We start from the raw sequence: 24,518 nt of genomic DNA, 5'->3' as shown, positions 1-24,518 counted from the left end.
GTTCTCTTGCCCGTTTCGGTTACTTATTCAAGTGTAGCAAACAGTTAAAATAAAAAAACAAAAAATTTTCATCGGCAATACAATCCTGAGGATTATGGTAACAAGTTGCCGAAAAGGCACAAAACTGAGAGGAATTCGACCTAGCTTGGAAAAGCAGAAAAATTTCACAGGAGGGTATAGAGAAATAATGAGGCCTAGAAGGCCACATTATTCGAAGTGTTTTACAGGCATTGATAAATAGTAAACTTGTTATTTTTCGCTGGAATATCAACCGTTTTAAAACTTTCTTGGAGAATTGGTAAATATTTCAAGAACGAATTTGCTACAAGAATAAGTTGCCCTTTCTTATTCAATATTGAAGCTGCGCCTTTGAAAAAACGTTCAGAAATAGAGTAGTCCGTTGCGAGACCGGTATGGAATGGCGGGTTACTCACCACCGCGTTATAAGTATCAGCAACTGCATTGAGACCATCGCTTAAAAGTGTAGCACCTCTAATGTTATTCAGTTTGAATGTTTCATTCGTTGCATAAACTGCAAGTGCACTTACATCGAGTGCGGTTGGAAAAATAGACGGATTTTTTAGCGTCATGAATGCACTGATGATTCCTGCGCCGCATCCGAAATCTAAGACATTGCCTGTTAAGGCGTTGGTATTTAGTGCGCTAAGTAGTAAAGCGGTGCCAGAGTCAAGGGAGCCGTGATTAAAGACACCTGGTAGGCTTGCCACTTTGAACGTCAGTTCGTCAATCTGCACCTCAAAGCGTTTTAAATAACTGTCGATCTCAAATTTATCTAGTGCAAAAAGACCACCGAATTCAAATAGAATGCAGTGTTTGGCGCTTTCGAGTTTGTAGCAGACTTCAGCTTTTTCCTCTAATTGCTTTTGAGCGGATTTGACTCCACCTTTATTGTCACCAACGACCAGCAAGCGCGTTTGTGGTGATGCAATCGCCCGAACATTATCAAACATCATTTGTGCTTCATGCTTTGATTTCGGGTAGTAGTAAATAATCAAGTCAAAGTCGCGTTTCGGAAGTTCTACATCAACAATTGCTTCAACATTTGCGCTCTTATCCAGAGAATCGATGTCGGCAATATTGTAGCTAAATGCAGTAATTTTAGATTCGGGATTCAGTTTTCGCAGTTTGCGTACAAATCCATCTCGCTCAAAATTAATGACGAGGATATCGTTACCAATGAGCTCATGCTCATTTCTAAGAAGCAATAAACTCGGATTTTCCATAGAACCAGACATATCTAAACCTTTTAACAGAAAAGGGCCTAAAGGCCCTTTAAATCTAACTCGTTTTTACTTCTCAAAGCGAAAAAATCTTATTGCTGTGAGCGATATAACATTTTACGTAGATTATCACTTAAGCTGTGCGCTTAAACATCAAGTCCCACACGCCGTGGCCCAGGCGATGGCCTCGTTGTTCAAACTTGGTCAATGGGCGGTGATCAGGACGAGGTACGTAGTCATTCGTTGCCGACGTATTTTCGTAACCTGGAGCTTGCGACATAACTTCAAGCATATGTTCAGCGTAATTTTCCCAATCCGTAGCCATATGGAAGACACCGCCGATTCGAAGCTTTGAACGTAAGCTTTCTGCGAACTCCAGTTGAACAATACGACGTTTGTGATGGCGCTTTTTGTGCCAAGGGTCAGGGAAGAATAATTGTAATGTAGCGAGACTGCCGTTAGGAATGCAATCCGCTAAAATTTCCACAGCATCGTGTTCAAAAAGTCGTAAATTCGTTACGCCTTGCGCATCAGCATCCATTAAACAAGCGCCAACGCCTGGTTTATGCACTTCGATACCAATGTAGTTCAAATGTGGATTGTTCTTCGCCATCTCAACCAGCGATTTACCCATACCGAAACCGATTTCCAAAACAACATCATTGTTGTTACCGAAAACTTCTTCGAAATTAAGCATGCCCATGTCATGCGTTAGGCCCATTGTAGGCCAACATTTTTCAATTGAGGCTGCTTGGCCCTTGGTCAAACGACCTTCGCGTTTTACGAAGCTGCGAATTCTGCGCATGTATTTGCCGTCTTGTTCGGCTTGCTCAATAGTCAATTTGCTTGATTCTGACATGGTCTTCACACTGGCTAAAAAAATGGTCGCATATTATCCCTGTAAGGACGCGCAAGCACAAGAGCTTGACCTTTTATATTTGCCCACTAGACTGGCGCGACGTACAAAATAATATAGTCGAATGGCATGGGCATTTCTGCAAAAGAGGCAAATTGGTTTTCACAGCAGGTTGTGGATTGGTATGAAATTCATGGGCGAAAAACACTTCCTTGGCAACTAGGTAAAACACCATACAAAGTTTGGGTGTCGGAAGTGATGTTGCAACAAACTCAGGTTGCTACCGTAATACCTTATTTTGAGCGGTTTATGACAAGTTTCCCCAATGTTATAGACTTAGCCAATGCGCCAGAAGACGAAGTTTTGCATCATTGGACTGGCTTGGGTTATTACGCAAGAGCACGAAATTTACACAAAGCCGCCAAGAAAATTCGAGATGATTATGCTGGTAAGTTCCCTGAGTCTCTTGAGTCGGTAATGGATTTACCAGGGGTAGGCCGTTCAACCGCTGGGGCTATCTTGTCTTTATCATTAGGGCAGCCGCATCCAATATTGGATGGTAATGTAAAACGAGTCTTGGCGCGATTTTTTCTCGTTAGCGGTTGGTATGGCGTAAAAGCAGTTGAAAACGAACTTTGGTCGTTAAGCGATTCTGTGACGCCGAAAAACAACGTGACACAATTCAATCAAGCGATGATGGATTTAGGCGCAAGTCACTGTTCGCGTACAAAGCCAAATTGCCTTGCATGTCCTCTTCAGGAAAAATGCCGTGCGCATTTAGAAGGGAAAACGAAGGAATTTCCAAACTCAAAGCCTAAGAAAGAAAAGCCAAAAAAGCAGGCGTATCACTTAATTATAAAATCGACAGATAAATTGTTAATGGAAAAACGTCCAAACAGTGGTATTTGGGGGGACTCTTTAGCTTTTTCGAGTTTGAAACGTTAGAAGCCATGAACGTCTTTATTGCACAGCAAGGATTGGACGGTGAGATAAGTTACCTTGAGCCTTTCGTTCACGTGTTTAGTCACTTTGAACTGACGATCACCCCAAGTGTTTTGGCGTTAAGTCGCATTCCAGATGTAGTGCATGATAACGCCATTATCTGGTTTGATATCGCACAGCCACCATCGGTCGGATTATCAACGCCAACGAAAAAGATGGTTAAAGAGATTTCATTGTTAGGGTACACTTAACCCATAAGACTATTTAGGAGACTTTCATGGCTCGTACCGTATTTTGTCAAAAGCTACAAAAAGAAGCACCTGGTTTAGATTTCCAGTTGTACCCAGGTGAATTGGGTGAGCGTATTTTTAACAACATCTCTAAAGAAGCTTGGCAGCAATGGCAACACAAGCAAACGATGTTGATCAATGAGAAAAAACTCAACATGATGAATCCAGAGCATCGTGCTTTGTTAGAAGAACAAATGAGTGGTTTTTTGTTCGAAGATAAAGAAGTAGAAATTGAAGGTTATCGTCCACCTGAGAAGTAATTTTTCTTGAGTGTACAAAACAAAAGGCCCGTATGGGCCTTTTGTTTATCAATACATTATCTAATCAGTTGCGATTAAAGTTGTGTATTATTCTCCGTACTTTCTTTGAGCACTTTTTCAATAAAGCTAACCGCTCTAGCGTATGCATTTTCAAGCAAATCTCGTTGCTTGATCAAATCATCACTCGTAAGTTTTTCAGCTTTGCAATTCCCTTCAAAGGCAATCGCTTGTTCAGCCACTTCCATTGCACCGATTGTTTTTGAAATGGACTTGAGCTGGTGACACGAATCGATGATCACGTCCTGATTCATCGACACAACACCAGAATTAACATCGCTAATAAGTTGAGCGCTTTGGTCTAAATACATTTTAAAGAAACGCTGGCGTTTGCTCACATCATTGTTTACGTACTTATTCAGCGTATCCAAATCGACGGCAGGCGCTTCAATCACTTCTACAGTGTCCTGTTTTGGCACAAGGTCAAGAGTTGGGCTTTGCTCAGCAGCATCACCAAATTTCTCTTTCCATTTATTTAAGGTCGTTTCGAGTACATTCAATTCTATCGGTTTTGTAATGTAATCGTTCATACCAGCAGCTAAACAGCGTTCACGCTCACCTTTAAGCGCATTGGCTGTCACCGCAATAATGTATGGTTGTGCGTTAGGATCTTCGTCTTTTTCTGCAAGGTCTCGAATTTTCGCCACCATGTCGTAGCCCAACATTTTCGGCATGTGCAAGTCAGTGAGAATAAGCGGGTAATGACCAGATTCCCAAAGTTCTAAACCTTGCTGACCATTCTCTGCTACTTCTACGCCATAGCCTAATAGGTGAAGTTGGTCAGTAAGTACCTGCTGATTCAAAATGTTATCTTCAACAAGCAGTACCAGTTTGTTTTCTGCACGAGCTTGGTCGATGCTCAAGTAATTGTTTAAGCTACTAGTTTGTTTGAGCTCTTTCGGTTTATGCAACCCTGCTGCAACTAACACCGAAGTCATAAAACTCGACTTACACAAAGGGGATGCATTTAAGTAGAAGACTTTTTGGTGATTAATGGCAGCTTCATCCATTTTGCTGAGCACAATGATCTGCTGCGTATAGCGTTCGATAGAGTAAAGGAGTGAACGAAGAGGGTTGGCGATCGCATTCATGCCATCCAAAGCATCTAGAATCCAAATCACGTTGTCGATGTTTTGGAATTCTTCCATTTCGGTTTCATTTTGAGCAAAAGCAACCGTTGCACCCATAAAACGCAGATAACGACTCAAAATAGCGCTTCTTGCTGTATTGTCCGTCATTAACACGACTTGATAGCCATTAAGCACAGATTTATTCGCGTATTCTACTTTGCCTTGGGTACTAAATGGCAGTTCAACCACAAACTCACTACCCATGCCAATATCACTTGATACATGGATAGATCCAAGCATGAGTTCAATTAAGCTTTTACAGATAGATAAACCAAGGCCTGTGCCACCATATTCACGAGTAATAGAGTTTTCTGCTTGAATAAATGGATTAAAGATCTCACGAAGCTGCGCTTGCGTCATCCCTTTGCCGTTATCCGTAACGGTGAATCGCAATGTATAGTGCTCAGAGGTATTTTGAGCCACTTCCACAGCAATTTTTACAAAACCTTGGCGGTCTTCATCTGTCGTCGTAAATTTAATTGCATTGCTACAAAGGTTATAAAGCACTTGGCGGACGCGAACAGAATCACCAATCAAATTATTGGGAATGTCAGGTGCAATACTAAGTTGTAGATCGAGTCTACGCTTTTTCGCCACTGACGAAAGCACTCGAGCAACTTCTTCAATCGTTTCCGAGACCGAAAATGCACTGTTATCAATCGCTAATTTACCGGCTTCAATTTTTGAGAAGTCGAGAATGTCATCTAAAATGCCCAGCAACGAGAATGCAGAGTCGCGAATGATAGTAGATAGACGGTGTTGGGCACCATTGAGTTCGGTTTGGCGCAAGAGGTCGATAGTGCCAATTACCCCATTCATTGGTGTACGGATCTCATGGCTCATCGTGGCTAAAAATGTGGTTTTGGCTTCGTTTGCGCGCTCTGCATTTAAGGTCGCCTTTTCGAGTGCGAGGGTACGAGACTGCACTTCGGTTTCCAAACCTGTTTGTAATTGCTTAAGCTCTTTCTCTGCGGCTTTACTTTGAGCTAGGGCACTTTGTACTTGTTTAAGCAATTTGTTTAACGTTCTGACGAAGTTTTCGAGATTGCCAAATCGAGAAGCTTCGAGTTGCGCACTATAATCTTGCTGCTCAATAATCTGCTGTAATTCTCTTTCAACGTCTTCGGTAATGTTTGTCATGCAGCCAGCCGCACGAGAACAGATAAGCTTGGCTCCACCAAAGACCGCGATAAGCGATAGCAATGCAAAGAGGTAAGCAAGCGGTGAGCCTTTGGACGCAGAAGTTGGTAATTCTGCAATCACGAGTTCACCAACGAGCTGGCCGTCTAGCTTTAATAAAAGATGATTTTGAATCTTTCCATCTTGTTCATATTGCTGTGCTTGCCCAATCGCTTTGGATGGTGTTTCTGACGTGGCGTAAATAAGTGACGCATCAGTCATGCCGTTGTGACTATATAAGTAGTAGTCTTTATTGGGTGTTAACGTTTTTAAACCCACCACAATTTGTTTCGCTTGACTGAAGTTAACCTTCATCATTGTGTTGGCAAGGCCTTCTGCAAGCGCTTCATTATCAACTAACGAGGAAGGTGATTGAACAACGGTTGTGGTACTCGGCCACATATACCCTGCAACACCAGCAAAAGCGCTTGCAACTAATGCAGTTAATAAGACGAGCGGGATTACTCCCTTAAAAGGAAAAGGCATTTTGTTTTGCATCTCTGCTTCCAGCTATCAATGAGTGAGTTCGTGTTCTTTTTGTTATTGCTCTAACACTACTATATACCAAGAAAACGAAATTCCTCGGCGAATGTTCAGTATCTTGAAAGTATGCTAACACTTTCCTTGTTCCCTTAACTAGTATTTAATGCCTTTTTGAAATGCCACAAGCTAGATTTGTTGCGTGTTTTTTACCCTTCAATCATTGCAATTAGCTGTTATTTATCCATCTTGGGTGAAAACTGTGCAAACGATACATTGATTTAAAAAAAGGGTTGACTTAAAAAGGCAAAACCCGTTTAATACGCCGCACGCCCAGATAGCTCAGTCGGTAGAGCAGGGGATTGAAAATCCCCGTGTCGGTGGTTCGATTCCGCCTCTGGGCACCATCTTTCTTTCAAGTTATTGAATTAAAGATATTAAGGTGCGCCGACTTAGCTCAGTTGGTAGAGCAACTGACTTGTAATCAGTAGGTCATCCGTTCGACTCGGATAGTCGGCACCATTTCTCGCTAAGAAATAAAACATAGCAAACTTGTTTGCCCAGATAGCTCAGTCGGTAGAGCAGGGGATTGAAAATCCCCGTGTCGGTGGTTCGATTCCGCCTCTGGGCACCATCCTTCTTTAATGTAGGATATTCGGTGCGCCGACTTAGCTCAGTTGGTAGAGCAACTGACTTGTAATCAGTAGGTCATCCGTTCGACTCGGATAGTCGGCACCATTTCTCGCTAAGAACCAAAATTAGCACTTCTTGTTTGCCCAGATAGCTCAGTCGGTAGAGCAGGGGATTGAAAATCCCCGTGTCGGTGGTTCGATTCCGCCTCTGGGCACCATCCCTTTATAAGGTATAGTGCCGACTTAGCTCAGTTGGTAGAGCAACTGACTTGTAATCAGTAGGTCATCCGTTCGACTCGGATAGTCGGCACCATTTATAACCTCCATAATTCTTAATTTTTCAAGCATGTAAAGCTCAGTCTTACTGTTACGTCCAATACATCCAAAATATCTTCAAACACCCTTACAACACACCCCTTATTCTTTCTCAATATAATAGTTTACTTTTTGCTTACTTTTTATTTAGATCTTGTTAAATAGCAATTTTTTCCTTACACTCGCTTGTTCAATCTTGCTTTGAAGTGCACTGTTGCTTACATGGGTATAGATTTCTGTAGTTGAAATATTCGCATGTCCAAGAAGACGTTGTACAAATCGAATATCCAATCCAGTATCAAGTAACTCACTGGCTGCTGTGTGTCTTAGCATATGAGGAGTAATGTTTGCTTCTATGGAAACTGATTTGAGCTGTTTTCGAATAAACTGTGTTGAAGCTGGTTTGCCTTTGCTATTTGTTAAAAGTTGGCAATGAGCAGAGCAGGTGATAGCTCGAGACTTGATGTATGCCACAATTAAAGTGACGAGAGTGTCGTCTGGAATGAATACAAAGCGCTCACGTGCACCTTTACCGAAAATTTTAATTTTTTTGTTGTAAATATCGATGTCACTTATTTTTATGTTGGTCAGCTCACTGACGCGAATGCCTGTGACAAGCATAATTTCTATAGCAACAAGCGTTGTAAAAATATTCATGTCCGAGCGCGATTTCACTGTGCTCGAAAGTTCGTTTGTACAGTAGAGCATGTCATCAGTTAGATTCAGCTTGGAGCGCAAGCAGTTGATTATTTTATACAGTTCCTGAGATGGAACATTTTTTGGAAGTCGTTTAGGTAATTTAATTTGAGTATTGATTTTGTGGAATGGGTTCAGTGGCATCCTCTCTTCCAGTTCGAGCCATTTAAACAAGCTTTTTAAGCAAGCCATTTTTCTCTTTATCGATGTTGCGCTAAGTCCCTTTTCGAATAAATCTTTTTGAAAAGCCATGATTTGATCTTTGTTTATGTCGGCAATGCGTGTTTTTTTTGGGAACTGTTGTGAAAACTGCTTGAGATCAATTTCGTAGGCTTTAAGAGTAAGATTAGATAGTCCTTTCACATGTTTGCAAATAGACAAGTATTCATAACAAATCTTAGTTAAGTTTGACATAACTTCTTCGAGCAAAAATTAGAATAAAAAGAATGAATTATACCGTAATTAACAATAAAGCTACTGTTAAGTTAGTCAAAAAAGTTGTGTGGAATGCGCGTTAATTGTTAGAGGGAGGGAATGAAAAAAATCGGAAAGTGTAAAGAAGGAGTTCCCAAGCTTCGCGGATGCTGATGTCAGCCCTTGAACCCTAAGGTTCAAGGCGGAAAGCAACAGCTCACCGTAGGCTTCTCGGTACATGCCGAGCCTGCTCAATAGCAAGCAAACTGCATTCCTGAAAGAAAAGTATCGGCTCAGGGACTTAATCAACTGTCCAGCGAGCGAGGGAACAAATCAATTATATAAAACAACTATGGTATTCGATAGGGGAAATTTCAAATAAAAGTATCGTTTGCTTGCAAATTGAACCGATTGTTTAGACGCTAATCAACGTGGTGTACAGTAATTGCTTTAAACATTGGTGAAAGAAAAAAGCTAGTGTTAGCATTACACTATTGAGATAAGTCAAAACCGAGAATCGTGCATACATGATAGAGTTCCCAGACTACCAAGAAGCGCAAATGCTTCTAGAAAAACAAGATATTTTTGTCGCACCATCTGAAGTACATGGCACCATCAGTGGTTTGTTGGCGTGTGGCCTGAGTATTGATGAAAAGGAATACCTCACTTTATTAAGCGATGTATTTAATGAAGGCCAGGCGTTTTCAGCCGAACTGAAAGACTTATTCAGCAACCTCTACACCCAAGTAGTGGAAGGGTTTACGGATGAAGAGTTCCACTTTGAACTGTACTTACCGTCTGGCGATGAAACGCTCACGGATCAAGCCAACGGCTTAGTGTCTTGGGTGGCGGGCTTTATGTTAGGTTTTGGGCTTAAACAAAAAGATTACGGCAAGCTGTCTGCTGATGTGAAAGAAATCATCAAAGACTTTACTGAAATCTCACGTCTGGATACGACGTTTGATGACGGTGAAGAAGACGAAGCTGCCCTACATGAAATCATCGAATACGTTCGTGTGTCTTCCTTGCTGTGTTTCGCTGAAATGGGAAAAGACACGACTTCAACGACTAAAAAAGAAGACGTTGCACTAATGATTGAAATTGCTGAGTTCGTACAAAGACGAGCGCGCTTACTTGCGCAAATGAAACCCAATTCTATTGCCGTTGTTCCGGCTGCTCGTGAAGTGACACGAAGCCGCGATACGGAGTTTCCATTCCGTCAAGACAGCGACTTTTTTTATTTAACCGGCTTTAAAGAACCGGATGCTTTGTTGGTCTTAACTAAAAGCCGCGAAAGCGAAACGCAAAGCATCTTATTCTGTCGTAATAAAGATAAGGTTGCGGAAATTTGGCACGGGCGCCGTCTTGGATATGAAGCAGCAAAAACCACATTGAAATTTGATGAGACGTATCCGCTTTCTTCGTTAGATGACAAATTGCTTGAACTGCTTAATCTGAAACGAGTGCTGTATTTTGCACAAGGGACTTATGCTGATTTTGATGAGCAAGTTTGGGGGCTTATCAGTACGCTACGTGGAGCGCCTAAAAAAGGGTACCGTGCGCCAGAAATCATTCGCGATATTCGTACATTAGTGCATGAAATGCGTTTGTTTAAGTCATCAGCTGAACTTGATGTAATGCGCAAAGCTGCACAAATTAGTGCCGCTGCACATATTCGAGCGATGCAATTTTCAAAGCCTAACGCGACAGAATTTCAACTTGAAGCCGAAATCCATCACCACTATGCAATGAATGGTGCGAGACATCCAGCCTACGGCACGATTGTTGGTTCAGGAAACAATGCCAATATCCTGCATTACACTGAAAATAACGACGTTTTAAAGTCAGGGGATCTCGTCCTCATCGATTCTGGGTGTGAACTTGAAGGGTACGCGGCGGATATTACGCGCACATTCCCAGTAAATGGCACGTTCAGTGACGCACAAAAAGCGATTTATAACTTAGTACTGGATGCCCAACTTGCCGCATTTGAACATGTAAAGCCCGGCGGAACCTTAGTAGCGGCCAATCAATCGGCTATGCAAGTGATGACAAAAGGCTTGATTTCACTTGGTATATTGAAAGGCACGGTAGATGAGTTAATGGACAGCCAAGCGTGCAAAGCGTTCTATATGCATGGTCTTGGGCATTGGCTGGGCCTTGATGTGCATGATGTGGGTGAGTATAAACAAGACGAAAAAGATCGTCCTTTTGAACAAGGCATGGTGCTAACCATTGAACCAGGCTTGTATTTTGATGAAGACGCAGAAGTACCCAATGAATTTAAAGGCATTGGTGTGCGTATTGAAGACGATTTATTGGTGACCGCTACAGGTTATGACGTGTTGACGAAAGATGTGCCAAAAACAGTCGCTGACATTGAAGCGATCATGCAGAAATAACAAAAATCGAAGAAGTACTTGGACTCATGGAAAAAACGTCGAATTTTGATGTGGTGATCGTCGGTGGTGGACTGGCTGGAGCAACCGCAGCGCTGGCAATTAAAAAGCAATCGCCACAGTGCTGTATCGCCGTGGTAGAGGCAAATAAACCACAGAGTGAATATCACCCAAGTTTTGATGATCGCAGCATTGCATTGGCAGCCCAATCTGTTGAATACCTTCATGAACTCGGTATTTTCTCTGCGAATACTGAGTACATGGCTGAGATCCATGATGTTGCAGTGTCTGATCGTGGTCACTTTGGTAAAACATGGATCAATAAGGATGAATACGGTGTTGACGCTTTGGGGATTGTGGTCGAAGTCGCGCCGTTTGGTCATCAACTTCATACACAGTTGTTGCAAAACGACATTACTCTCTTTTGTCCTGATACAGTAGAAGGTATCGAGCCAACTTTGGAATTCAGCCAAGTTACCCTTAATTCGGGCATGGAATTGAAGACAAAGCTGGTTGTTGTTGCGGACGGAGCGAATTCGCCAACTCGGCAATTACTGAAAGGTGAATTTGACCGTGTCGCATATGAACAGGGTGCATTGATAGCGAATGTTGGACTAGCACAGCCGCATCAAGGAAAAGCCTTCGAGCGTTTTACTCAGCACGGTCCAATGGCATTATTGCCGATGAGTCGAAATCGCTACTCTTTAGTTTGGTGTATGCCAGAAGAGGATTTAGAAACGTTCCGAACTTTGCCAGAAGAAGCGTTTTTGCATGAATTACAAAACGCGTTTGGTTATCGAGCGGGACAATTTGTACAGGTAGGCCAGCGTGCAACGTATCCACTTGTGTTGGGGCGTGTAAATTCGTTAGTGCAACATCGTTGTGTATTTTTAGGCAATGCCGCGCATGCGATTCATCCGATTGCTGGACAAGGGTTTAACTTAGGTCTTCGTGATATCCAAGTATTAGCTAAATTGTTTACAGAAACGTCCGCAGCAGAATGGGGCGATTATCGTTTTACCGAGGCCTACAAAATCGCTCGGGATCCCGATATCAAAAAGGTCATGACGTTGACCGATGCGTTAGTGCGATTGTTTTCAAATGAAAGTCGAGTGATGGCGCTAGGCCGAAGCCTTGGTTTACTTTCCATGACACTTTCACCGTCGTTAAAATCCCCATTGGCAAAGCAGTTAATGGGCAAAATCGCGCAAGGAGTTTAAGTGATGCAGCAAGTTCAAGTTTGTATTGTGGGTGGCGGATGTGTAGGCCTTGCTGCGGCACTCGGCCTTGCGAAAAAGAGCGTACGCGTCGCCGTGATTGACAGTGGTAAAGTCCCTCATGCTTTGGGCGATGAATATGAAACCCGAGTGTCAGCGATTAGCCTCGCCAGCCAGCAGCTGTTCGACGCGCTCGGCGTGTGGAACGACATTGCAGCAACGCGCGCAGCGCCTTATCATGAAATGGATGTACGCGACAAAGACAGCACAGGTAAAATCACCTTTAGTGGTAAAACGCTGGATTTACCAGAGCTTGGTCATATCGTTGAAAATGAAGCCATTCGCTATGCGCTATACAATGCGTTAAAGGCGAATGTGAATGCAGAATTGCATTACAACACGCGTTATCAGACGTTGCACCAAACACAAACCGATGTGTTGGTCACATTAGAAACAGGCATGCCCATTATGGCTAAACTGCTTGTTGCAGCAGACGGCGCAAATTCCGCAATTCGTAAACAGTTCAATATGCCCATTACGTACTGGGATTACGACCACCACGCCATTGTTGCCACCATTAAAACGCAGTTACCGCACAACAGTACAGCGCGCCAAGTCTTTTTGCCAACAGGACCATTAGCATTTTTACCGCTGCAAGACGGCCATAGCCACTCTATCGTGTGGTCGACAGAGCCACACCACGCAAATGCGTTAGTGGCAATGGACGAAATGGAGTTTAACAAAGCATTGCATGAGGCGATTGATGGTCAATGTGGCCTTTGTTCGCTGGTCAGTGAACGAGCGGTATTTCCACTCACGATGCGTTACGCTAAAGAGTGGGTACAAGGACGAGTGGTATTGATGGGGGATGCCGCACATACCATTCACCCACTTGCGGGTCTTGGCATGAATTTAGGCTTAAAGGACGCCGCGCTGCTTATCGAGCTATTAAGTGAGCCTGCGGATGAGTTCGGCAGTATTAAACTGTTACGAGAATATGAGCGTCGTCGTAAACTCGATGCCCAAATACACATCGCCATGATGCAAGGTTTAAAAACCTTATTTGAAGGCAATAATCCATTGAAAAAACTCATTCGAGGCGTGGGATTGTCAGTGGTTGATAAACTAGGCCCGATTAAAGATTTATTTGCCAAGCAAGCGATAGAAGGCAAGTAAGGTAAGCACAGTATTTTTCGCGCGATCTCATATCGCGCGACTCTATCGACATTGTGTTCATTGGCGTTAAACCACAAGTCTGGTTGAAATAAACTCCGCTAATTTATCCACGGCATTGCTGGATTCATTGGTGTGTTTGACCAAACTAATTCCAATCGGGCCTAGTTCCGGTAGGACCTCCGATTGCGCTTGATAGGGCAATTCATTTGGAACGGTGCTGCGGGCAAGTACCGTTATCCCTAACCCTTCTTTCAGTGCCGCTGTGAGGCCCGTTAAGTCCGCATTGCTGTATATGATTCGATATTTCAAACCGGCCTTATCGAGCGCCTCGGTAGCGCGGCGGCGATAGATGCAGCCTTCCGGTGCTGTCACTAAGGTAATGACATCACGATGTGACAAACTTAAATCCCCAACCCAAACCAATTGATCTTGCATAAATGAAGGGAGGGTAGCGGAGTCTAAATCTTCATTCAGCGCTAACACTAAATCGAACTGGTCTTTTCGTGACACAGAAAGTAAGTGTTTACTCAGTCTCGATTTTACCTCCAATGCGACATCGGGATAGAGCGCAACGAAGTCACCAATAATGGCAGGTAAGATACGGGCGGCAAATTCAGAAGGAATACCTAAACGAACTTTACCCGTGACACTTTCGGACGTGAATTGTTGCAATATAGCGTCGTTGTATTGCAGCATTTGCTTAGCAAGCGGCAGCAACATCTCACCATATTGGTTCAACACTTGCCGTTGACCCTGTTTTTTAAACAATCGCCGACCTAGCAAATCCTCAAGTCGCTTGATTTGCAAACTGACGGCAGGCTGAGAGAGTCCCAGCAAATCGCCCGCTTTGGCAAAACCACCCAATTCAACTACCGCAACAAACGTGCGTAACCCATCTAAAGATAAATTTTTCATAATATTAATAATCGAAATTTATAAACCCGCTTACATTAATATTATTTATCAATTGATAAATAATTACAATTTGTTGTTGCTCATGCGCCCCAATATACTCAAGGGATATTGTATCGTTCAGGTGTTTGTATGCCATTTGCAGCTACTATGTTCGCCAAACACACGCTTGGCCAAAACGCAGCGAATAACCAGTTACTCACAACGGGTAAACTGGCTGTTTTAGACTTCAGCGGTTTTGAAGCAACCCCTTTTCTTCAAACTGAGCTTGGTCTTTCGCTTACCCGTCTTATGGCGCCAGGGCTTGGCTTACATGGCAAACTGGCAACAGGGGAGTCGTTCACCCTGTATTACTTCAGTGACACAGCCTACCGTTTTATCGCGGATGAAACGGCTATTCACGCCTTGTTACAGCTCTTCAACACCTTTGCATCCGACTACGACATTGCCTACGTTGCGCGTGAAGATCTCGCGGTAGCCACAATTTCTGGTGACGCGGCGTTTGATTCGTTAGTCGAGACATTTGATTTAACTCCTGGCCTTCAACTGACTGACATCAAGCTTTGCTATGGTGCTCAAAGCGGTGACGTATTTGTGACCTCATTGGTGGCCGGAGAAGAAAAACAATTTCAATTAGTCAGCCAGACTGAGCAACTGCCAAAGTGGCAAGCTCTTTGGCAAGATAAAGGTTTTATGCTGAACTAAACGTTCAGTGACTCCAGTATTGCAACGCGAGCGCCCAAGCGTTCGCCAAACAACAAGCAGGAAGATTATGACTCAAAAAACCGTACTACATGCAAAGCACCTTGAAGCTGGCGCAAAAATGGTTGATTTCCACGGCTGGGAAATGCCAATCAACTATGGCTCACAAATTGAAGAGCACCACGCAGTGCGTAAAGATGCAGGTATGTTTGACGTATCGCACATGACGATTGTGGACGTGCAAGGCGCGGATGCAAAAGCATTCTTGCAAAAGTTAGTGGCGAATGACGTTGCAAAATTAACGGTTGCGGGTAAAGCACTTTACACAGGCATGCTGAATGAGCAGGGCGGTGTTATTGATGACTTAATCATCTACTTCTTTGACGAAACAAACTACCGTTTAGTCGTAAACTCAGCAACGCGTGAAAAAGATTTAGCGCACTTGGCAGCGGTTTCTGCCGAGTTCAGCGTAACCGTAACAGAGCGTCCTGAATTTGCGATGATTGCGGTTCAAGGTCCTAACGCAAAAGCAAAAGCGGCAGCGGTATTCACGGCAGAACAAAATGCAGCAGTAGAAGGCATGAAGCCTTTCTTCGGTGTTGAAGCAGGTGGTTTATTCATCGCAACAACAGGCTACACAGGTGAAGAAGGCTACGAAATCGTTGTGCACAACGACGACGCCGCTGACCTATGGCAAAAATTACTCGACGCAGGCGTAGCGCCGGCTGGCCTAGGCGCACGTGATACACTACGTTTAGAAGCAGGTATGAACCTATACGGCCTAGATATGGACGAAAGCGTGTCACCACTGGCTGCAAACATGGCGTGGACAATTGCGTGGGAACCTGCGGAACGTAACTTTATCGGTCGTGCTGTAGTTGAAAAACAACGTGAAGAGAAAAGCACCGATAAACTAGTAGGTCTTGTGCTTGAAAGCAAAGGTGTACTTCGTTCTGGTACTAAAGTTATCGTAGAAGGTGGCGAAGGTATTATCACTTCTGGTACATTCTCGCCAACATTAGGCTATAGTGTTGCATTAGCCCGTGTACCACGTTCAACGGGTGAAACAGCGCAAGTTGAAATGCGTAATAAGTTATTTGACGTTAAAGTAGTGAAGCCTTGCTTCGTACGTAACGGTAAAGCTGTTATTTAATAATAAAACGATGCGTATGCCCGTGCGTACGCATCAGTGTCTTAACCAAAGGAACAACAACATGAGCAACATTCCTAGCGAGTTAAAGTATGCGTCTTCTCACGAGTGGGTTCGCGACGAGGGCAACGGTGTTTACACAGTAGGTATCACTGAGCACGCGCAAGAACTTCTTGGTGATATGGTTTTCGTTGAGCTTCCAGAAGTTGGTGACGAAGTAGACGCGGGCGAAGACTGCGCGGTTGCTGAGTCAGTAAAAGCAGCTTCTGATATCTACGCACCAATCGGTGGCGAAATCGTAGCAATCAACGAAGATCTTGAAGGTTCTCCAGAGCTTGTAAACAGCGACCCATACGGTGACGGCTGGTTATTCAAAGTGAAAGCGTCAGATCTAGAAGAGCTTGAAAACCTTCTTGACGCTGAAGGCTACGCGAACTCTATCGACGAAGAATAAGCGTAAGCGAATAAAGCAAAAGCCCCAATTTGTTGGGGCTTTTTGCATACCCCGTTTAGGGGGCAGAAACGAGCGGCTTCCCATACACAGCACGCGATTTCTGAACGTGCGGCGTTTTACCCAGACGCTCACATATGACACATTTGGCCAATGCCCTCATTTGCCAGACTATCGAATTTGGATCATAGGAATCTAGACTAATGTCAAACGCTAAATCTCTTGCACAACTAGAGCAAAAGCAGGATTTTATTCGCCGCCACATCGGGCCAACGCCGGCACAAATCGGTGAAATGCTATCTGCTCTTGGAGTATCGAGTGTTGAAGAGCTTATCGAGCAAACGGTACCTGCTGGGATCCGTTTACCAAAGCCACTTGAAATCGGTGAAGCACGCACTGAAGTAGAAGTACTTTCTTACTTAAAATCAGTTGCAGGCAAAAACAAAGTATTCAAGTCATACATCGGCCAAGGTTACCACCCAACGCACGTTCCTAACGTTATCCTACGTAACGTACTTGAGAACCCAGGTTGGTACACAGCGTATACACCATACCAGCCAGAGATTGCACAAGGTCGTTTAGAATCACTACTAAACTTCCAAACGTTGACATTAGATTTAACTGGTCTAGACCTTGCGTCTGCGTCATTGCTTGACGAAGCAACGGCAGCCGCAGAAGCGATGGCATTGGCAAAACGTGTTTCTAAAGCGAAAAAAGCAAACGCTTTCTTCATTGCAGACGACGTACACGTACAAACAGCCGACGTAGTAAAAACACGTGCTGAGCAATTTGGTTTCGACATCATCGTAGGTCCAGCAAGCGATGCAGCAAACCACGAGATTTTCGGTGCGCTATTCCAATACCCATCGACAACGGGTGAAGTTGTAGACGTAACAAGCCTCATTGCACAAGTTCAAGACAAAAAAGCGATTGCCTGTGTGGCCGCAGACATCATGAGCTTATTGCTACTTAAAGCACCAGGAAAACTAGGTGCAGACGTAGTACTCGGTTCTGCACAACGTTTTGGTGTGCCTATGGGCTACGGTGGTCCACACGCAGCATTCTTCGCAACACGCGACGAGTACAAGCGTTCACTACCAGGTCGTATTATCGGTATTTCTAAAGACCGTTTAGGCAACGACGCACTACGTATGGCAATGCAAACGCGCGAGCAGCACATCCGTCGTGAAAAAGCGAACTCAAACATCTGTACAGCGCAAGTACTACTTGCCAACATGGCTGCGTTCTACGCGGTATACCACGGTCCACAAGGTCTTAAAATCATTGCTGAGCGCATCAACCGCTTTGCAAGCATCCTTGCGACTGGCTTAAAAGCAAAAGGCATCGCGCTTAAGCACGACACATGGTTTGACACCATCACGGTTGTTGCGGCAAACAAAGCTGAGATCGTTGCACGCTCACAAGCTAAAGGCGTTAACTTTGCAGTGAACCGTGAAGGCGAGTTCAGCATCGCAGTAAACGAAACCACAACACGCGCTGACATCGCAGAGCTATTCGACATTATCGTAGGCGAAGGCCACGGTCTTGACGTAGCTGCACTAGACGCAGACGTAGCAGCAAACGGCATCACCGGTATTCCTGCAAGCCTAGTTCGTGACGACAAAGTACTCACGCATGAAAACTTCAACAGCTACCACAGCGAAACAGAAATGCTTCGTTATGTTAAGCGTTTAGAGAACAAAGACTTAGCGCTTAACCACTCAATGATTTCATTGGGTTCATGTACCATGAAGCTAAACGCGACGGCGGAAATGATCCCAGTCACGTGGCCAGAGTTTGCCAACCTTCACCCATTCTGCCCATTAGAGCAGGCTGAAGGCTATCAAATCATGATGGGCGAGCTACACGACTGGCTGGTTAACATCACAGGTTACGACGCCGTATCACTACAACCTAACTCAGGTGCACAAGGTGAGTACGCCGGTCTAATCGCAATTCGTAAATACCACGAGTCACGTGGCGATGCGCACCGTAACATCTGTTTGATCCCAAGCTCTGCGCACGGTACAAACCCGGCAACAGCGCAAATGGCAAGCATGAAAGTCGTGGTGGTGGCGTGTGACAAAGAAGGTAACATCGACATGAACGACCTTCGCACGAAGGCTGAAGAAGTGTCTGAAAACCTAGCGTGTATCATGGTAACTTACCCGTCAACGCACGGTGTATACGAAGAGTCAATCCGTGAAGTGTGTGACATCATCCACTCACACGGCGGCCAAGTATACATGGACGGCGCGAACATGAACGCGCAAGTCGGTGTAACTAGCCCAGGCTTTATCGGCTCGGACGTATCGCACCTTAACCTACACAAAACATTCTGTATCCCACACGGTGGCGGCGGCCCAGGTGTTGGCCCAATCGGTGTTAAAGCACACCTTGCGCCATTTATGCCAGCGCACAGCCTAATCACAGTAAAGGGCACAACAGAAACGAATGGTGCAGTATCTGCAGCGCCATTCGGTTCAGCGGCTATCCTGCCAATTTCTTGGGCATACATCGCGATGATGGGCTCAGAAGGCTTGAAGCAAGCGACTGAAATCGCGATTTTAAACGCGAACTACTTAACGCAAAAGTTAAGCGAGCACTTCCCAATTCTTTACCGTGGCCGTAACGACCGCGTAGCGCACGAATGTATTGTTGACCTTCGTCCGCTTAAAGAAGCGTCTGGCATCACAGAAATGGACGTAGCAAAACGCTTAATGGACTACGGTTTCCACGCTCCGACTATGTCGTTCCCAGTAGCGGGCACGCTGATGATCGAGCCAACGGAATCGGAGTCGAAAGTAGAAATCGACCGCTTTATCGAAGCGATGGTGTCTATCCGTAGCGAAATCGCGAAAGTAGAATCGGGCGAATGGTCAGTAGAAAACAACCCATTAGTGTTTGCTCCGCACACGCAAGGCGATGTGCTAGGCAACGAGTGGGACCGTGCCTACGACCGTTTCTACGCAGCATTCCCAGTTGCGTCAGTCATGAAAGACAAATTCTGGCCAACGGTAACGCGTATCGATGACGTATACGGCGACCGTAACCTAGTGTGTTCATGTCCTTCAACGGATACGTATGCAGAGTAAGTCTTTGACTTAAAATTGTAAAAATTGAAAAGCCGACGTAAGTCGGCTTTTTTGTTTGTATGGTCTATGAAGTTTTTTGTGGGTGTAGGTCTTGTATTAGCGCGTCAGGATTGAAATTAGTCTTCAATCTTACTCTTTGTTGCGTTGGCGACGGCAACCAAAGAGGGGGTGCAATTCAATTTGATAACGTTTAGAAATTCATCCATGAAGCAACCGCCTGTCGGCATCCATGCCTCCACTTCCTCGTGCTGCGATCCTTCGCATCGGTTACTCGTCACCCCTAAATCACGCTTAATCTTCAAATAATCAATTGATATGAACGTAAACGGCTGAATAGCCCATCCTAGGACTAAATCAGCCTTGCAGCGCATCCATGCACTGGCATTACTCATCAATTGCTTATTTTCAGGTGTGATAGAAGGGGGACGGGTAGTGTCTGCTGGTTTTGAGAAAAGACTGCACAATGCAAGATCTGACCCCCATCGTTCCACTAAAATAGTGTATAGGACTGATTTATTTGACATGTTTTTTTAAATGATATTTTAACTTCTGTTTTTGATGTTAGAATTGTCGTAACTATTTTCACAAGGAGTGTAAATGCAGTATAAATATTCTCTAGAGCAATCTTCAGTTACAGATTTCGCTGTAGGTCTAGATGTCAATAAAGCTCTCAACTCGAAAACACCTGTTCAGCCAGCTTATCTCTCAGATACTGAGCTTGATCTTATTCAAAAATCACGTAAACGCTTTTTTATTGCCAACCCAAAGCAGTTATATATATTTCGACATACCCCCATAAGTGTCTTAAGCACCTTCATCTACTTCTGTATTCTTATTTGCAGTGTGGCTACGCTGCTTTACTTAGAAATAGCTTTTGACACTGAGCTTGTAGAGGGAGTTGGCGAAGTTTCAACAACAACGCCATTTTATCATTTGTATCTTTTTGCTCTTGCTGGTTTGCTATTTTACAAAATAAAGCCGCTTTTATCGGAAGTGAAAAAGTATGATGTAATGCGATATGGTTTGGCTATGTTAGCTAATTCATTCGTTTTGACTTTAATTAACATGATAAAGCTCTCGTTATTTATATTAGCGTGTATTTTGCTGGGGTCTCTCTTGTTCGAAAAGTCATTTGACGATGTTTTTTTCCAAGTTTTAGATGGATCTAATTCGGATGAAATTTTGGCATTATTCAATATTGTCGAATTGCTAGTTTATGGCTATTCACTTAGGTTTTGTTCAAAGAGCTACGAAGAATGAAACTATTAGTCATAACTTTTCTTTTATTTTGTTATTCATTCTCTTTAGACGCTAAGGTTTTATTGCCTGATACTTGCCAAGATTTAACTGAAGTGACAGAAAATTCACTTATTTTATTGAACAAAAAAGAGTTTATAGAACTTGGCGAGTGTATTGGGGCAGCACAAATTAAAACTAAAAGGGTTAATTGGATCCCTGAAGCATGCTCTGAGATTAAAGAAGATGAAAGTAGTATTTTGGGTGTGTTTAGCTTATCAAAAAAGGAAGCACTTCAAATTGGTATGTGTGTAGGTGTCATAAATGCGGTTTTTACTCGATACGATAACGAAAGAGTGCTTAGTTACAGCAGTAGAGATCGTAAATATCAGTGTATTCGAGGTAAGCAAGCGATAGATATCATGCTTAGTTCATCCAAGGTTGATATGAACAGGGAAGATGTTCGCGAATTACTTTGTAAGGAAGTCCTAATTTGGTAGCGACAAATAAGGCCAATAGCAATAGGTCAATTAGAAGGATAGCAACAGGGCTTATCAATCCTCAGTGTGATTTACCTAAGAAGCTGCATGACGCTTTGAACAACATATTTATCAAAGGCAAAATACCCTATGCTAAGAAAGTCTTCACTGAGAAAAATACGGACAGTGGAGGTAAAAATTTTTATGAGGTTAACAGAGGAAGTGAAAACGCTATTTATAACGCGTTATGCCTTTTATGCATCTCAGAAACTAGAAATGTCAAAAGTATCTTCACTGAGTTCTACAAGCAAAAGATCCAGGTTAAAAGGACTTATATTGTAAATGCTTCAGATCTCTGTTCAAGTTATGATATTCACCTTGCCGCTACTTCTTTTTTTGGGGTAACACCGGCTAATATTTCTGCAATTATTGATTCACTCCAAAAGCCTGAATTTGATTTGTTTGAACATAGATTGCCATCTCCTTTTACTGAAAAAGGCCGTCAAGATATTGAATTAGAGCCAATACAGCTTCTATTTGATGTTGCTATAGATTGGCGTGAAGTAATAGACATTATTAGTAAGGTAGAAGAGTTAGAAAGTGCAAAAAAGTTTGAGTTGGCGTTGAAAAAACTGTCTGAAATTAAACGTTTGGAGTTAAAAAAACTCAAATTTATTAATCAGTTAGAGGATAGAGTTACATCTCAATTAAATGAAAATAAAGAAGCTTTAAACTATCTGAAAAAAATTTTAGTTTAGGCTTTTTTGTGCGGCGCACAAAATCATAATAGCTCTTAGGTTAACAGGAGCTATTAAACATGACCGCACTTAAAAAGTTATTTACCAAATTTCCGCCAGCAGTCGCGCAAAGATATTATTCCCAAGCGCGCCTTATCCAAAACCAGCTATTAGCGCTTGCTCATTTCCAATCTATTGGAGGCAAAAGGTTGGTACTCGCGCCCCACTTAGTGCGGTTCAAACTAGGTTGTTACCGTCTGATTTTTGAATTAGTCGATGGCCATTTTTTGCCTTTAGTGCTCATTCATAGAAAAAACTTAACTTCTTTTTTAAAGCGAAGGTGAAGCGTACTTGTTTCACAATATTAAATTGAAATTAAGGAGCTTGTAATGAGCAAACAAATTAAACCAAGTGACAATCAATCAAACCAATCTAATGCTAATAAAGGTACGTCTGGCACCAATCGTCAATATGATCAAAATCAAGGGAATCATGGTAAGCAGTTAAACCCCAATCAAAAAGGGGGTAAGTAATGGAAGCTTTAACTATTGGCAACACAAGTATTGGTATTATGCAAAACCCCTCGGAGGCTTTCTTGAAGTTAGACAGAGCAGTCGCCAATTTAAACTTTGAAAAGTTAAAGTGGAAATTAACTAAGTCTTCAGAAAGCACTTGGTCAGATGAGCAATGTTCTTTAGCCGAACTGGAATATCGTAAATTTTTGTCTTTGAAAAAGTGGTACCCTAAACAACCACTAGTGCCTAGTAAACTGATTGATAAGTTTTGGCATGAACATATTCTTGACACCAAAAGTTATATGAAAGACTGTGAAGCTGTTTTCGGTTTCTATATTCATCATTACCCCTATTTTGGGATCTTTGGTGAGGATGACCATCATAAATTGCAGAAGACTTTTAACGAAACAGTAAAACTCTATGAGAAGCACTTTGGTCAGTTTCCAACAGAGATGCTTTATGACGATCAAATAGGTGCTCGCTGTGGCGATGACCACGCTTGCCATGCTCCGTCAAGTTGTGCGTGTCGAGTTCCAAGCGCTTGTAAATAATAATCAATAATCTAATAACCAATGGGGTCAGGTCTTGTAATAACCAAAGAGGTGTTTGGGGTCAGGTCTAATGAAATGGTTCGCCTCAATATCACCTGCTAAGGTGTTGTTGAGAAGACAAAAATAGAGAGGCAAACCATGACTCATATAAAAACTCTTGGTATCGATTTAGGCAAGACTAGCTTTCATGTCATTGGATGGGATGAACACGCGCAGCAAGTCAAACGGGACCAATGGGGTCATCAAACGGGACCAATGGGGTCAGGTCTTGCTTTGTGCAATGTTCGAAAGGTTGACTAAAGTTAGTTAACCTTTTTCTTTTTAGGGCCTTTTGATGGGCCGACCATTACGACTTCAATCAGCGGGGGCACTGTGTCACGTCGCGAGGGAATGAACGCCAAACTATTTATCGCAGTAAAGACGATTTTGTGCGTTTTCAGGCAGTGCTCACATCCGTCTGCGAGCGGTTTAACTGGGTGAGCTATTCGCATTGTTTAACGACCAATCACTATCATTTATTCGTCGAAACGCCCGACGCGAATCTGGCCAAAGGGATGCGGCAACTAAACGGTGTCTATACCCAGCAGTTTAATCGTAAGTACCAGCGTGTGGGTCATCTATTTCAAGGGCGCTATAAAAGCATTTTGGTCGATAAAGACAGCTATTTGCTCGAGTTATGCCGCTATATTGTGCTTAATCCAGTGCGGGCAAAAGGGATGGTTGATTCGCCAGTAGAGTGGCCGTGGAGCAGCTATCAAGACGCTATCGGTCTTCGAAAGTCACCCGATTGGTTGGCAACCGATGCGCTACTGCTGTTATTTGCCAAGTCGCGAAAGACCGCCATCAAGCACTACAGCGACTTTGTGGCACAAGGCCTTGGCGTTGATATTTGGCAGAACTTAGAAAATCAGGTGTTTTTAGGTAGTAGCGAGTTTGTAGAGCTGCACTTAAAAACAGCACAAGCCGAGGCTGATTTAACACTCAGCGAAGTACCGAAAAAGCAAAAGCGAGCGAGTGCATTGCCACTTAGCCACTATAAACAAACGTACCAAAACGACCCAAAGCAGGGTATGGCAAAAGCGTATTTAGACGGGCAATATTCCATGAGCGAAATCGCGCAGGAATTTGGCGTGCATTATTCGACGGTGAGCAGGGCGGTTGCACGGTGCAAAATGAATTCACACGTAGCCACTATAAAATCGAGAGGGTGAGCCAATCCATTAGCCCTCATTAACTTTCAAAAAGCGTGGTTCATTGCGAACTACGCCTTGTTTTAAATGCTCTACTAAGCTTGAGATAAAATTAAAATACTCTTGTGATAGATTTGTGAATATTTAGCCACCCTTTTGCGATAACTGTCTTGCACACTTGATTTGTGTTTAACAAACTTAAAAGAGCAAGACATG

General features: G+C 43.4%; 20 protein-coding genes, 6 tRNA genes, 1 other RNA gene and 3 pseudogenes. 23 read left to right on the top strand and 7 right to left on the bottom strand.

The window, feature by feature from the left end; genetic code table 11:
* Window positions 1–221: 221 nt before the first annotated feature.
* Together NI389_RS05840 and trmB are read right to left on the bottom strand one after the other, a co-directional pair.
* Window positions 222–1,256 carry a methyltransferase gene (locus NI389_RS05840; RefSeq protein ID WP_308361985.1) on the bottom strand — a complete coding sequence of 345 codons (1,035 nt, stop codon included), beginning with the start codon at window positions 1,254–1,256 and terminating at the stop codon, window positions 222–224.
* Between the two features lie 118 nt (window positions 1,257–1,374).
* Window positions 1,375–2,100 (bottom strand): tRNA (guanosine(46)-N7)-methyltransferase TrmB, encoded by a 726-nt coding sequence (gene trmB, locus NI389_RS05835; RefSeq protein WP_308361984.1) that lies wholly within the window; start codon window positions 2,098–2,100, stop codon window positions 1,375–1,377.
* Window positions 2,101–2,226: 126 nt separating this feature from the next.
* Between trmB and mutY the strand changes: the two are divergent.
* A pseudogene (mutY, locus tag NI389_RS05830) lies at window positions 2,227–3,290 on the top strand (A/G-specific adenine glycosylase).
* A 26-nt stretch (window positions 3,291–3,316) separates the two neighbouring features.
* Complete coding sequence (locus NI389_RS05825; RefSeq protein ID WP_208843946.1) at window positions 3,317–3,589, top strand: oxidative damage protection protein; 273 nt, start codon at window positions 3,317–3,319, stop codon at window positions 3,587–3,589.
* Window positions 3,590–3,663: 74 nt separating this feature from the next.
* On the opposite strand, the gene NI389_RS05820 is transcribed toward NI389_RS05825, so the two are convergent.
* On the bottom strand, window positions 3,664–6,453 hold the full coding sequence (locus NI389_RS05820) for an ATP-binding protein (protein WP_308361983.1): 2,790 nt from the start codon (window positions 6,451–6,453) through the stop codon (window positions 3,664–3,666).
* A 313-nt stretch (window positions 6,454–6,766) separates the two neighbouring features.
* On the opposite strand from NI389_RS05820, the gene NI389_RS05815 reads away from it, so the two are divergent.
* The 6 genes from NI389_RS05815 (at window position 6,767) to NI389_RS05790 (ending at window position 7,380) form a co-directional block, all read left to right on the top strand.
* A tRNA-Phe gene (locus NI389_RS05815) sits at window positions 6,767–6,842 on the top strand.
* Window positions 6,843–6,881: 39 nt separating this feature from the next.
* Window positions 6,882–6,957 (top strand) — tRNA-Thr (locus tag NI389_RS05810).
* A gap of 36 nt (window positions 6,958–6,993) precedes the next feature.
* A tRNA-Phe gene (locus NI389_RS05805) sits at window positions 6,994–7,069 on the top strand.
* A gap of 28 nt (window positions 7,070–7,097) precedes the next feature.
* Window positions 7,098–7,173: transfer RNA gene (locus NI389_RS05800), tRNA-Thr, on the top strand.
* A gap of 36 nt (window positions 7,174–7,209) precedes the next feature.
* Window positions 7,210–7,285 (top strand) — tRNA-Phe (locus NI389_RS05795).
* A 19-nt stretch (window positions 7,286–7,304) separates the two neighbouring features.
* Window positions 7,305–7,380, top strand: a tRNA-Thr gene (locus NI389_RS05790).
* Window positions 7,381–7,529: 149 nt separating this feature from the next.
* Here the strand turns inward: NI389_RS05790 and NI389_RS05785 are convergent.
* Window positions 7,530–8,507 (bottom strand): tyrosine-type recombinase/integrase, encoded by a 978-nt coding sequence (locus tag NI389_RS05785; protein WP_308361982.1) that lies wholly within the window; start codon window positions 8,505–8,507, stop codon window positions 7,530–7,532.
* Window positions 8,508–8,640: 133 nt separating this feature from the next.
* Window positions 8,641–8,823: non-coding RNA, 6S RNA (gene ssrS / locus NI389_RS05780), on the bottom strand.
* Window positions 8,824–9,019: 196 nt separating this feature from the next.
* On the opposite strand from ssrS, the pseudogene NI389_RS05775 reads away from it, so the two are divergent.
* The 4 genes and pseudogenes from NI389_RS05775 to NI389_RS05760 form a co-directional block, all read left to right on the top strand.
* Window positions 9,020–9,481 (top strand): annotated as a pseudogene (locus NI389_RS05775) (UPF0149 family protein); the annotation flags it as partial.
* 102 nt (window positions 9,482–9,583) lie between these two features.
* Window positions 9,584–10,894, top strand: a complete 1,311-nt coding sequence (pepP, locus tag NI389_RS05770) for a Xaa-Pro aminopeptidase (RefSeq protein WP_308362505.1) — start codon at window positions 9,584–9,586, stop codon at window positions 10,892–10,894.
* A 26-nt stretch (window positions 10,895–10,920) separates the two neighbouring features.
* Complete coding sequence (gene ubiH, locus NI389_RS05765) at window positions 10,921–12,111, top strand: 2-octaprenyl-6-methoxyphenyl hydroxylase (protein ID WP_308361981.1); 1,191 nt, start codon at window positions 10,921–10,923, stop codon at window positions 12,109–12,111.
* A 3-nt stretch (window positions 12,112–12,114) separates the two neighbouring features.
* Complete coding sequence (locus NI389_RS05760; RefSeq protein WP_308362504.1) at window positions 12,115–13,284, top strand: FAD-dependent monooxygenase; 1,170 nt, start codon at window positions 12,115–12,117, stop codon at window positions 13,282–13,284.
* 66 nt (window positions 13,285–13,350) lie between these two features.
* Here NI389_RS05760 and NI389_RS05755 read toward each other — a convergent pair whose 3' ends face one another.
* Complete coding sequence (locus NI389_RS05755; protein ID WP_308361980.1) at window positions 13,351–14,199, bottom strand: LysR family transcriptional regulator; 849 nt, start codon at window positions 14,197–14,199, stop codon at window positions 13,351–13,353.
* 129 nt (window positions 14,200–14,328) lie between these two features.
* Here NI389_RS05755 and NI389_RS05750 point away from each other — a divergent pair, with 129 nt between their 5' ends.
* The 4 genes from NI389_RS05750 (at window position 14,329) to gcvP (ending at window position 19,594) form a co-directional block, all read left to right on the top strand.
* The gene (locus tag NI389_RS05750) at window positions 14,329–14,901 is read left to right on the top strand and encodes a hypothetical protein (RefSeq protein ID WP_208843928.1); all 573 of its coding nucleotides are present in this window, start codon (window positions 14,329–14,331) and stop codon (window positions 14,899–14,901) included.
* 67 nt (window positions 14,902–14,968) lie between these two features.
* Window positions 14,969–16,051 carry a glycine cleavage system aminomethyltransferase GcvT gene (gene gcvT / locus NI389_RS05745; protein WP_308361979.1) on the top strand — a complete coding sequence of 361 codons (1,083 nt, stop codon included), beginning with the start codon at window positions 14,969–14,971 and terminating at the stop codon, window positions 16,049–16,051.
* A 61-nt stretch (window positions 16,052–16,112) separates the two neighbouring features.
* Window positions 16,113–16,502: a glycine cleavage system protein GcvH gene (gene gcvH, locus NI389_RS05740; protein WP_208843926.1), complete on the top strand. Its 390-nt coding sequence runs from the start codon at window positions 16,113–16,115 to the stop codon at window positions 16,500–16,502.
* Window positions 16,503–16,702: 200 nt separating this feature from the next.
* Window positions 16,703–19,594: an aminomethyl-transferring glycine dehydrogenase gene (gene gcvP / locus NI389_RS05735; protein WP_308361978.1), complete on the top strand. Its 2,892-nt coding sequence runs from the start codon at window positions 16,703–16,705 to the stop codon at window positions 19,592–19,594.
* A 116-nt stretch (window positions 19,595–19,710) separates the two neighbouring features.
* On the opposite strand, the gene NI389_RS05730 is transcribed toward gcvP, so the two are convergent.
* Window positions 19,711–20,118, bottom strand: coding sequence for a hypothetical protein (locus NI389_RS05730; RefSeq protein ID WP_308361977.1), 408 nt, complete (start codon window positions 20,116–20,118; stop codon window positions 19,711–19,713).
* Between the two features lie 73 nt (window positions 20,119–20,191).
* Between NI389_RS05730 and NI389_RS05725 the strand changes: the two genes are divergently transcribed.
* The 7 genes and pseudogenes from NI389_RS05725 to NI389_RS21135 form a co-directional block, all read left to right on the top strand.
* Window positions 20,192–20,854 carry a hypothetical protein gene (locus tag NI389_RS05725; protein ID WP_308361976.1) on the top strand — a complete coding sequence of 221 codons (663 nt, stop codon included), beginning with the start codon at window positions 20,192–20,194 and terminating at the stop codon, window positions 20,852–20,854.
* Complete coding sequence (locus NI389_RS05720) at window positions 20,851–21,330, top strand: hypothetical protein (RefSeq protein WP_308361975.1); 480 nt, start codon at window positions 20,851–20,853, stop codon at window positions 21,328–21,330. The genes NI389_RS05725 and NI389_RS05720 overlap by 4 nt, the downstream gene beginning before the upstream one ends.
* Complete coding sequence (locus NI389_RS05715; RefSeq protein WP_308361974.1) at window positions 21,324–22,067, top strand: hypothetical protein; 744 nt, start codon at window positions 21,324–21,326, stop codon at window positions 22,065–22,067. The genes NI389_RS05720 and NI389_RS05715 overlap by 7 nt, the downstream gene beginning before the upstream one ends.
* Before the next feature lie 368 nt (window positions 22,068–22,435).
* On the top strand, window positions 22,436–22,579 hold the full coding sequence (locus NI389_RS05710) for a hypothetical protein (RefSeq protein WP_308361973.1): 144 nt from the start codon (window positions 22,436–22,438) through the stop codon (window positions 22,577–22,579).
* Window positions 22,579–23,112 carry a glycine-rich domain-containing protein gene (locus NI389_RS05705; RefSeq protein ID WP_308361972.1) on the top strand — a complete coding sequence of 178 codons (534 nt, stop codon included), beginning with the start codon at window positions 22,579–22,581 and terminating at the stop codon, window positions 23,110–23,112. The genes NI389_RS05710 and NI389_RS05705 overlap by 1 nt, the downstream gene beginning before the upstream one ends.
* Before the next feature lie 138 nt (window positions 23,113–23,250).
* Entirely contained in the window at window positions 23,251–23,412 is a 162-nt protein-coding gene (locus tag NI389_RS05700; RefSeq protein ID WP_308361971.1) for a hypothetical protein, read from the top strand.
* Window positions 23,413–23,492: 80 nt separating this feature from the next.
* Window positions 23,493–24,323 (top strand): annotated as a pseudogene (locus NI389_RS21135) (transposase); the annotation flags it as partial.
* Between the last annotated feature and the right edge of the window lie 195 nt (window positions 24,324–24,518).

Source organism: Pseudoalteromonas xiamenensis, from assembly GCF_030994125.1.
In the GTDB taxonomy this organism is placed as follows: Bacteria; Pseudomonadota; Gammaproteobacteria; order Enterobacterales; family Alteromonadaceae; genus Pseudoalteromonas; species Pseudoalteromonas xiamenensis_B.
Note: the sequence above shows the minus strand (reverse complement) of the source record. Positions and strands in the feature narration are given on the sequence as shown.

What these genes read in the sequence shown, in the direction of transcription:
- NI389_RS05840 (WP_308361985.1), bottom strand. Translation starts at nt 1,256, where the DNA reads ATGTCTGGTTCTATGGAAAATCCGAGTTTATTGCTTCTTAGAAATGAG.
- trmB (WP_308361984.1), bottom strand. Translation starts at nt 2,100, where the DNA reads ATGTCAGAATCAAGCAAATTGACTATTGAGCAAGCCGAACAAGACGGC.
- NI389_RS05825 (WP_208843946.1), top strand. Translation starts at nt 3,317, where the DNA reads ATGGCTCGTACCGTATTTTGTCAAAAGCTACAAAAAGAAGCACCTGGT.
- NI389_RS05820 (WP_308361983.1), bottom strand. Translation starts at nt 6,453, where the DNA reads ATGCAAAACAAAATGCCTTTTCCTTTTAAGGGAGTAATCCCGCTCGTC.
- pepP (WP_308362505.1), top strand. Translation starts at nt 9,584, where the DNA reads ATGATTGAAATTGCTGAGTTCGTACAAAGACGAGCGCGCTTACTTGCG.
- ubiH (WP_308361981.1), top strand. Translation starts at nt 10,921, where the DNA reads ATGGAAAAAACGTCGAATTTTGATGTGGTGATCGTCGGTGGTGGACTG.
- NI389_RS05760 (WP_308362504.1), top strand. Translation starts at nt 12,115, where the DNA reads ATGCAGCAAGTTCAAGTTTGTATTGTGGGTGGCGGATGTGTAGGCCTT.
- NI389_RS05755 (WP_308361980.1), bottom strand. Translation starts at nt 14,199, where the DNA reads ATGAAAAATTTATCTTTAGATGGGTTACGCACGTTTGTTGCGGTAGTT.
- NI389_RS05750 (WP_208843928.1), top strand. Translation starts at nt 14,329, where the DNA reads ATGCCATTTGCAGCTACTATGTTCGCCAAACACACGCTTGGCCAAAAC.
- gcvT (WP_308361979.1), top strand. Translation starts at nt 14,969, where the DNA reads ATGACTCAAAAAACCGTACTACATGCAAAGCACCTTGAAGCTGGCGCA.
- gcvH (WP_208843926.1), top strand. Translation starts at nt 16,113, where the DNA reads ATGAGCAACATTCCTAGCGAGTTAAAGTATGCGTCTTCTCACGAGTGG.
- gcvP (WP_308361978.1), top strand. Translation starts at nt 16,703, where the DNA reads ATGTCAAACGCTAAATCTCTTGCACAACTAGAGCAAAAGCAGGATTTT.
- NI389_RS05730 (WP_308361977.1), bottom strand. Translation starts at nt 20,118, where the DNA reads ATGTCAAATAAATCAGTCCTATACACTATTTTAGTGGAACGATGGGGG.
- NI389_RS05725 (WP_308361976.1), top strand. Translation starts at nt 20,192, where the DNA reads ATGCAGTATAAATATTCTCTAGAGCAATCTTCAGTTACAGATTTCGCT.
- NI389_RS05720 (WP_308361975.1), top strand. Translation starts at nt 20,851, where the DNA reads ATGAAACTATTAGTCATAACTTTTCTTTTATTTTGTTATTCATTCTCT.
- NI389_RS05710 (WP_308361973.1), top strand. Translation starts at nt 22,436, where the DNA reads ATGAGCAAACAAATTAAACCAAGTGACAATCAATCAAACCAATCTAAT.
- NI389_RS05705 (WP_308361972.1), top strand. Translation starts at nt 22,579, where the DNA reads ATGGAAGCTTTAACTATTGGCAACACAAGTATTGGTATTATGCAAAAC.
- NI389_RS05700 (WP_308361971.1), top strand. Translation starts at nt 23,251, where the DNA reads ATGACTCATATAAAAACTCTTGGTATCGATTTAGGCAAGACTAGCTTT.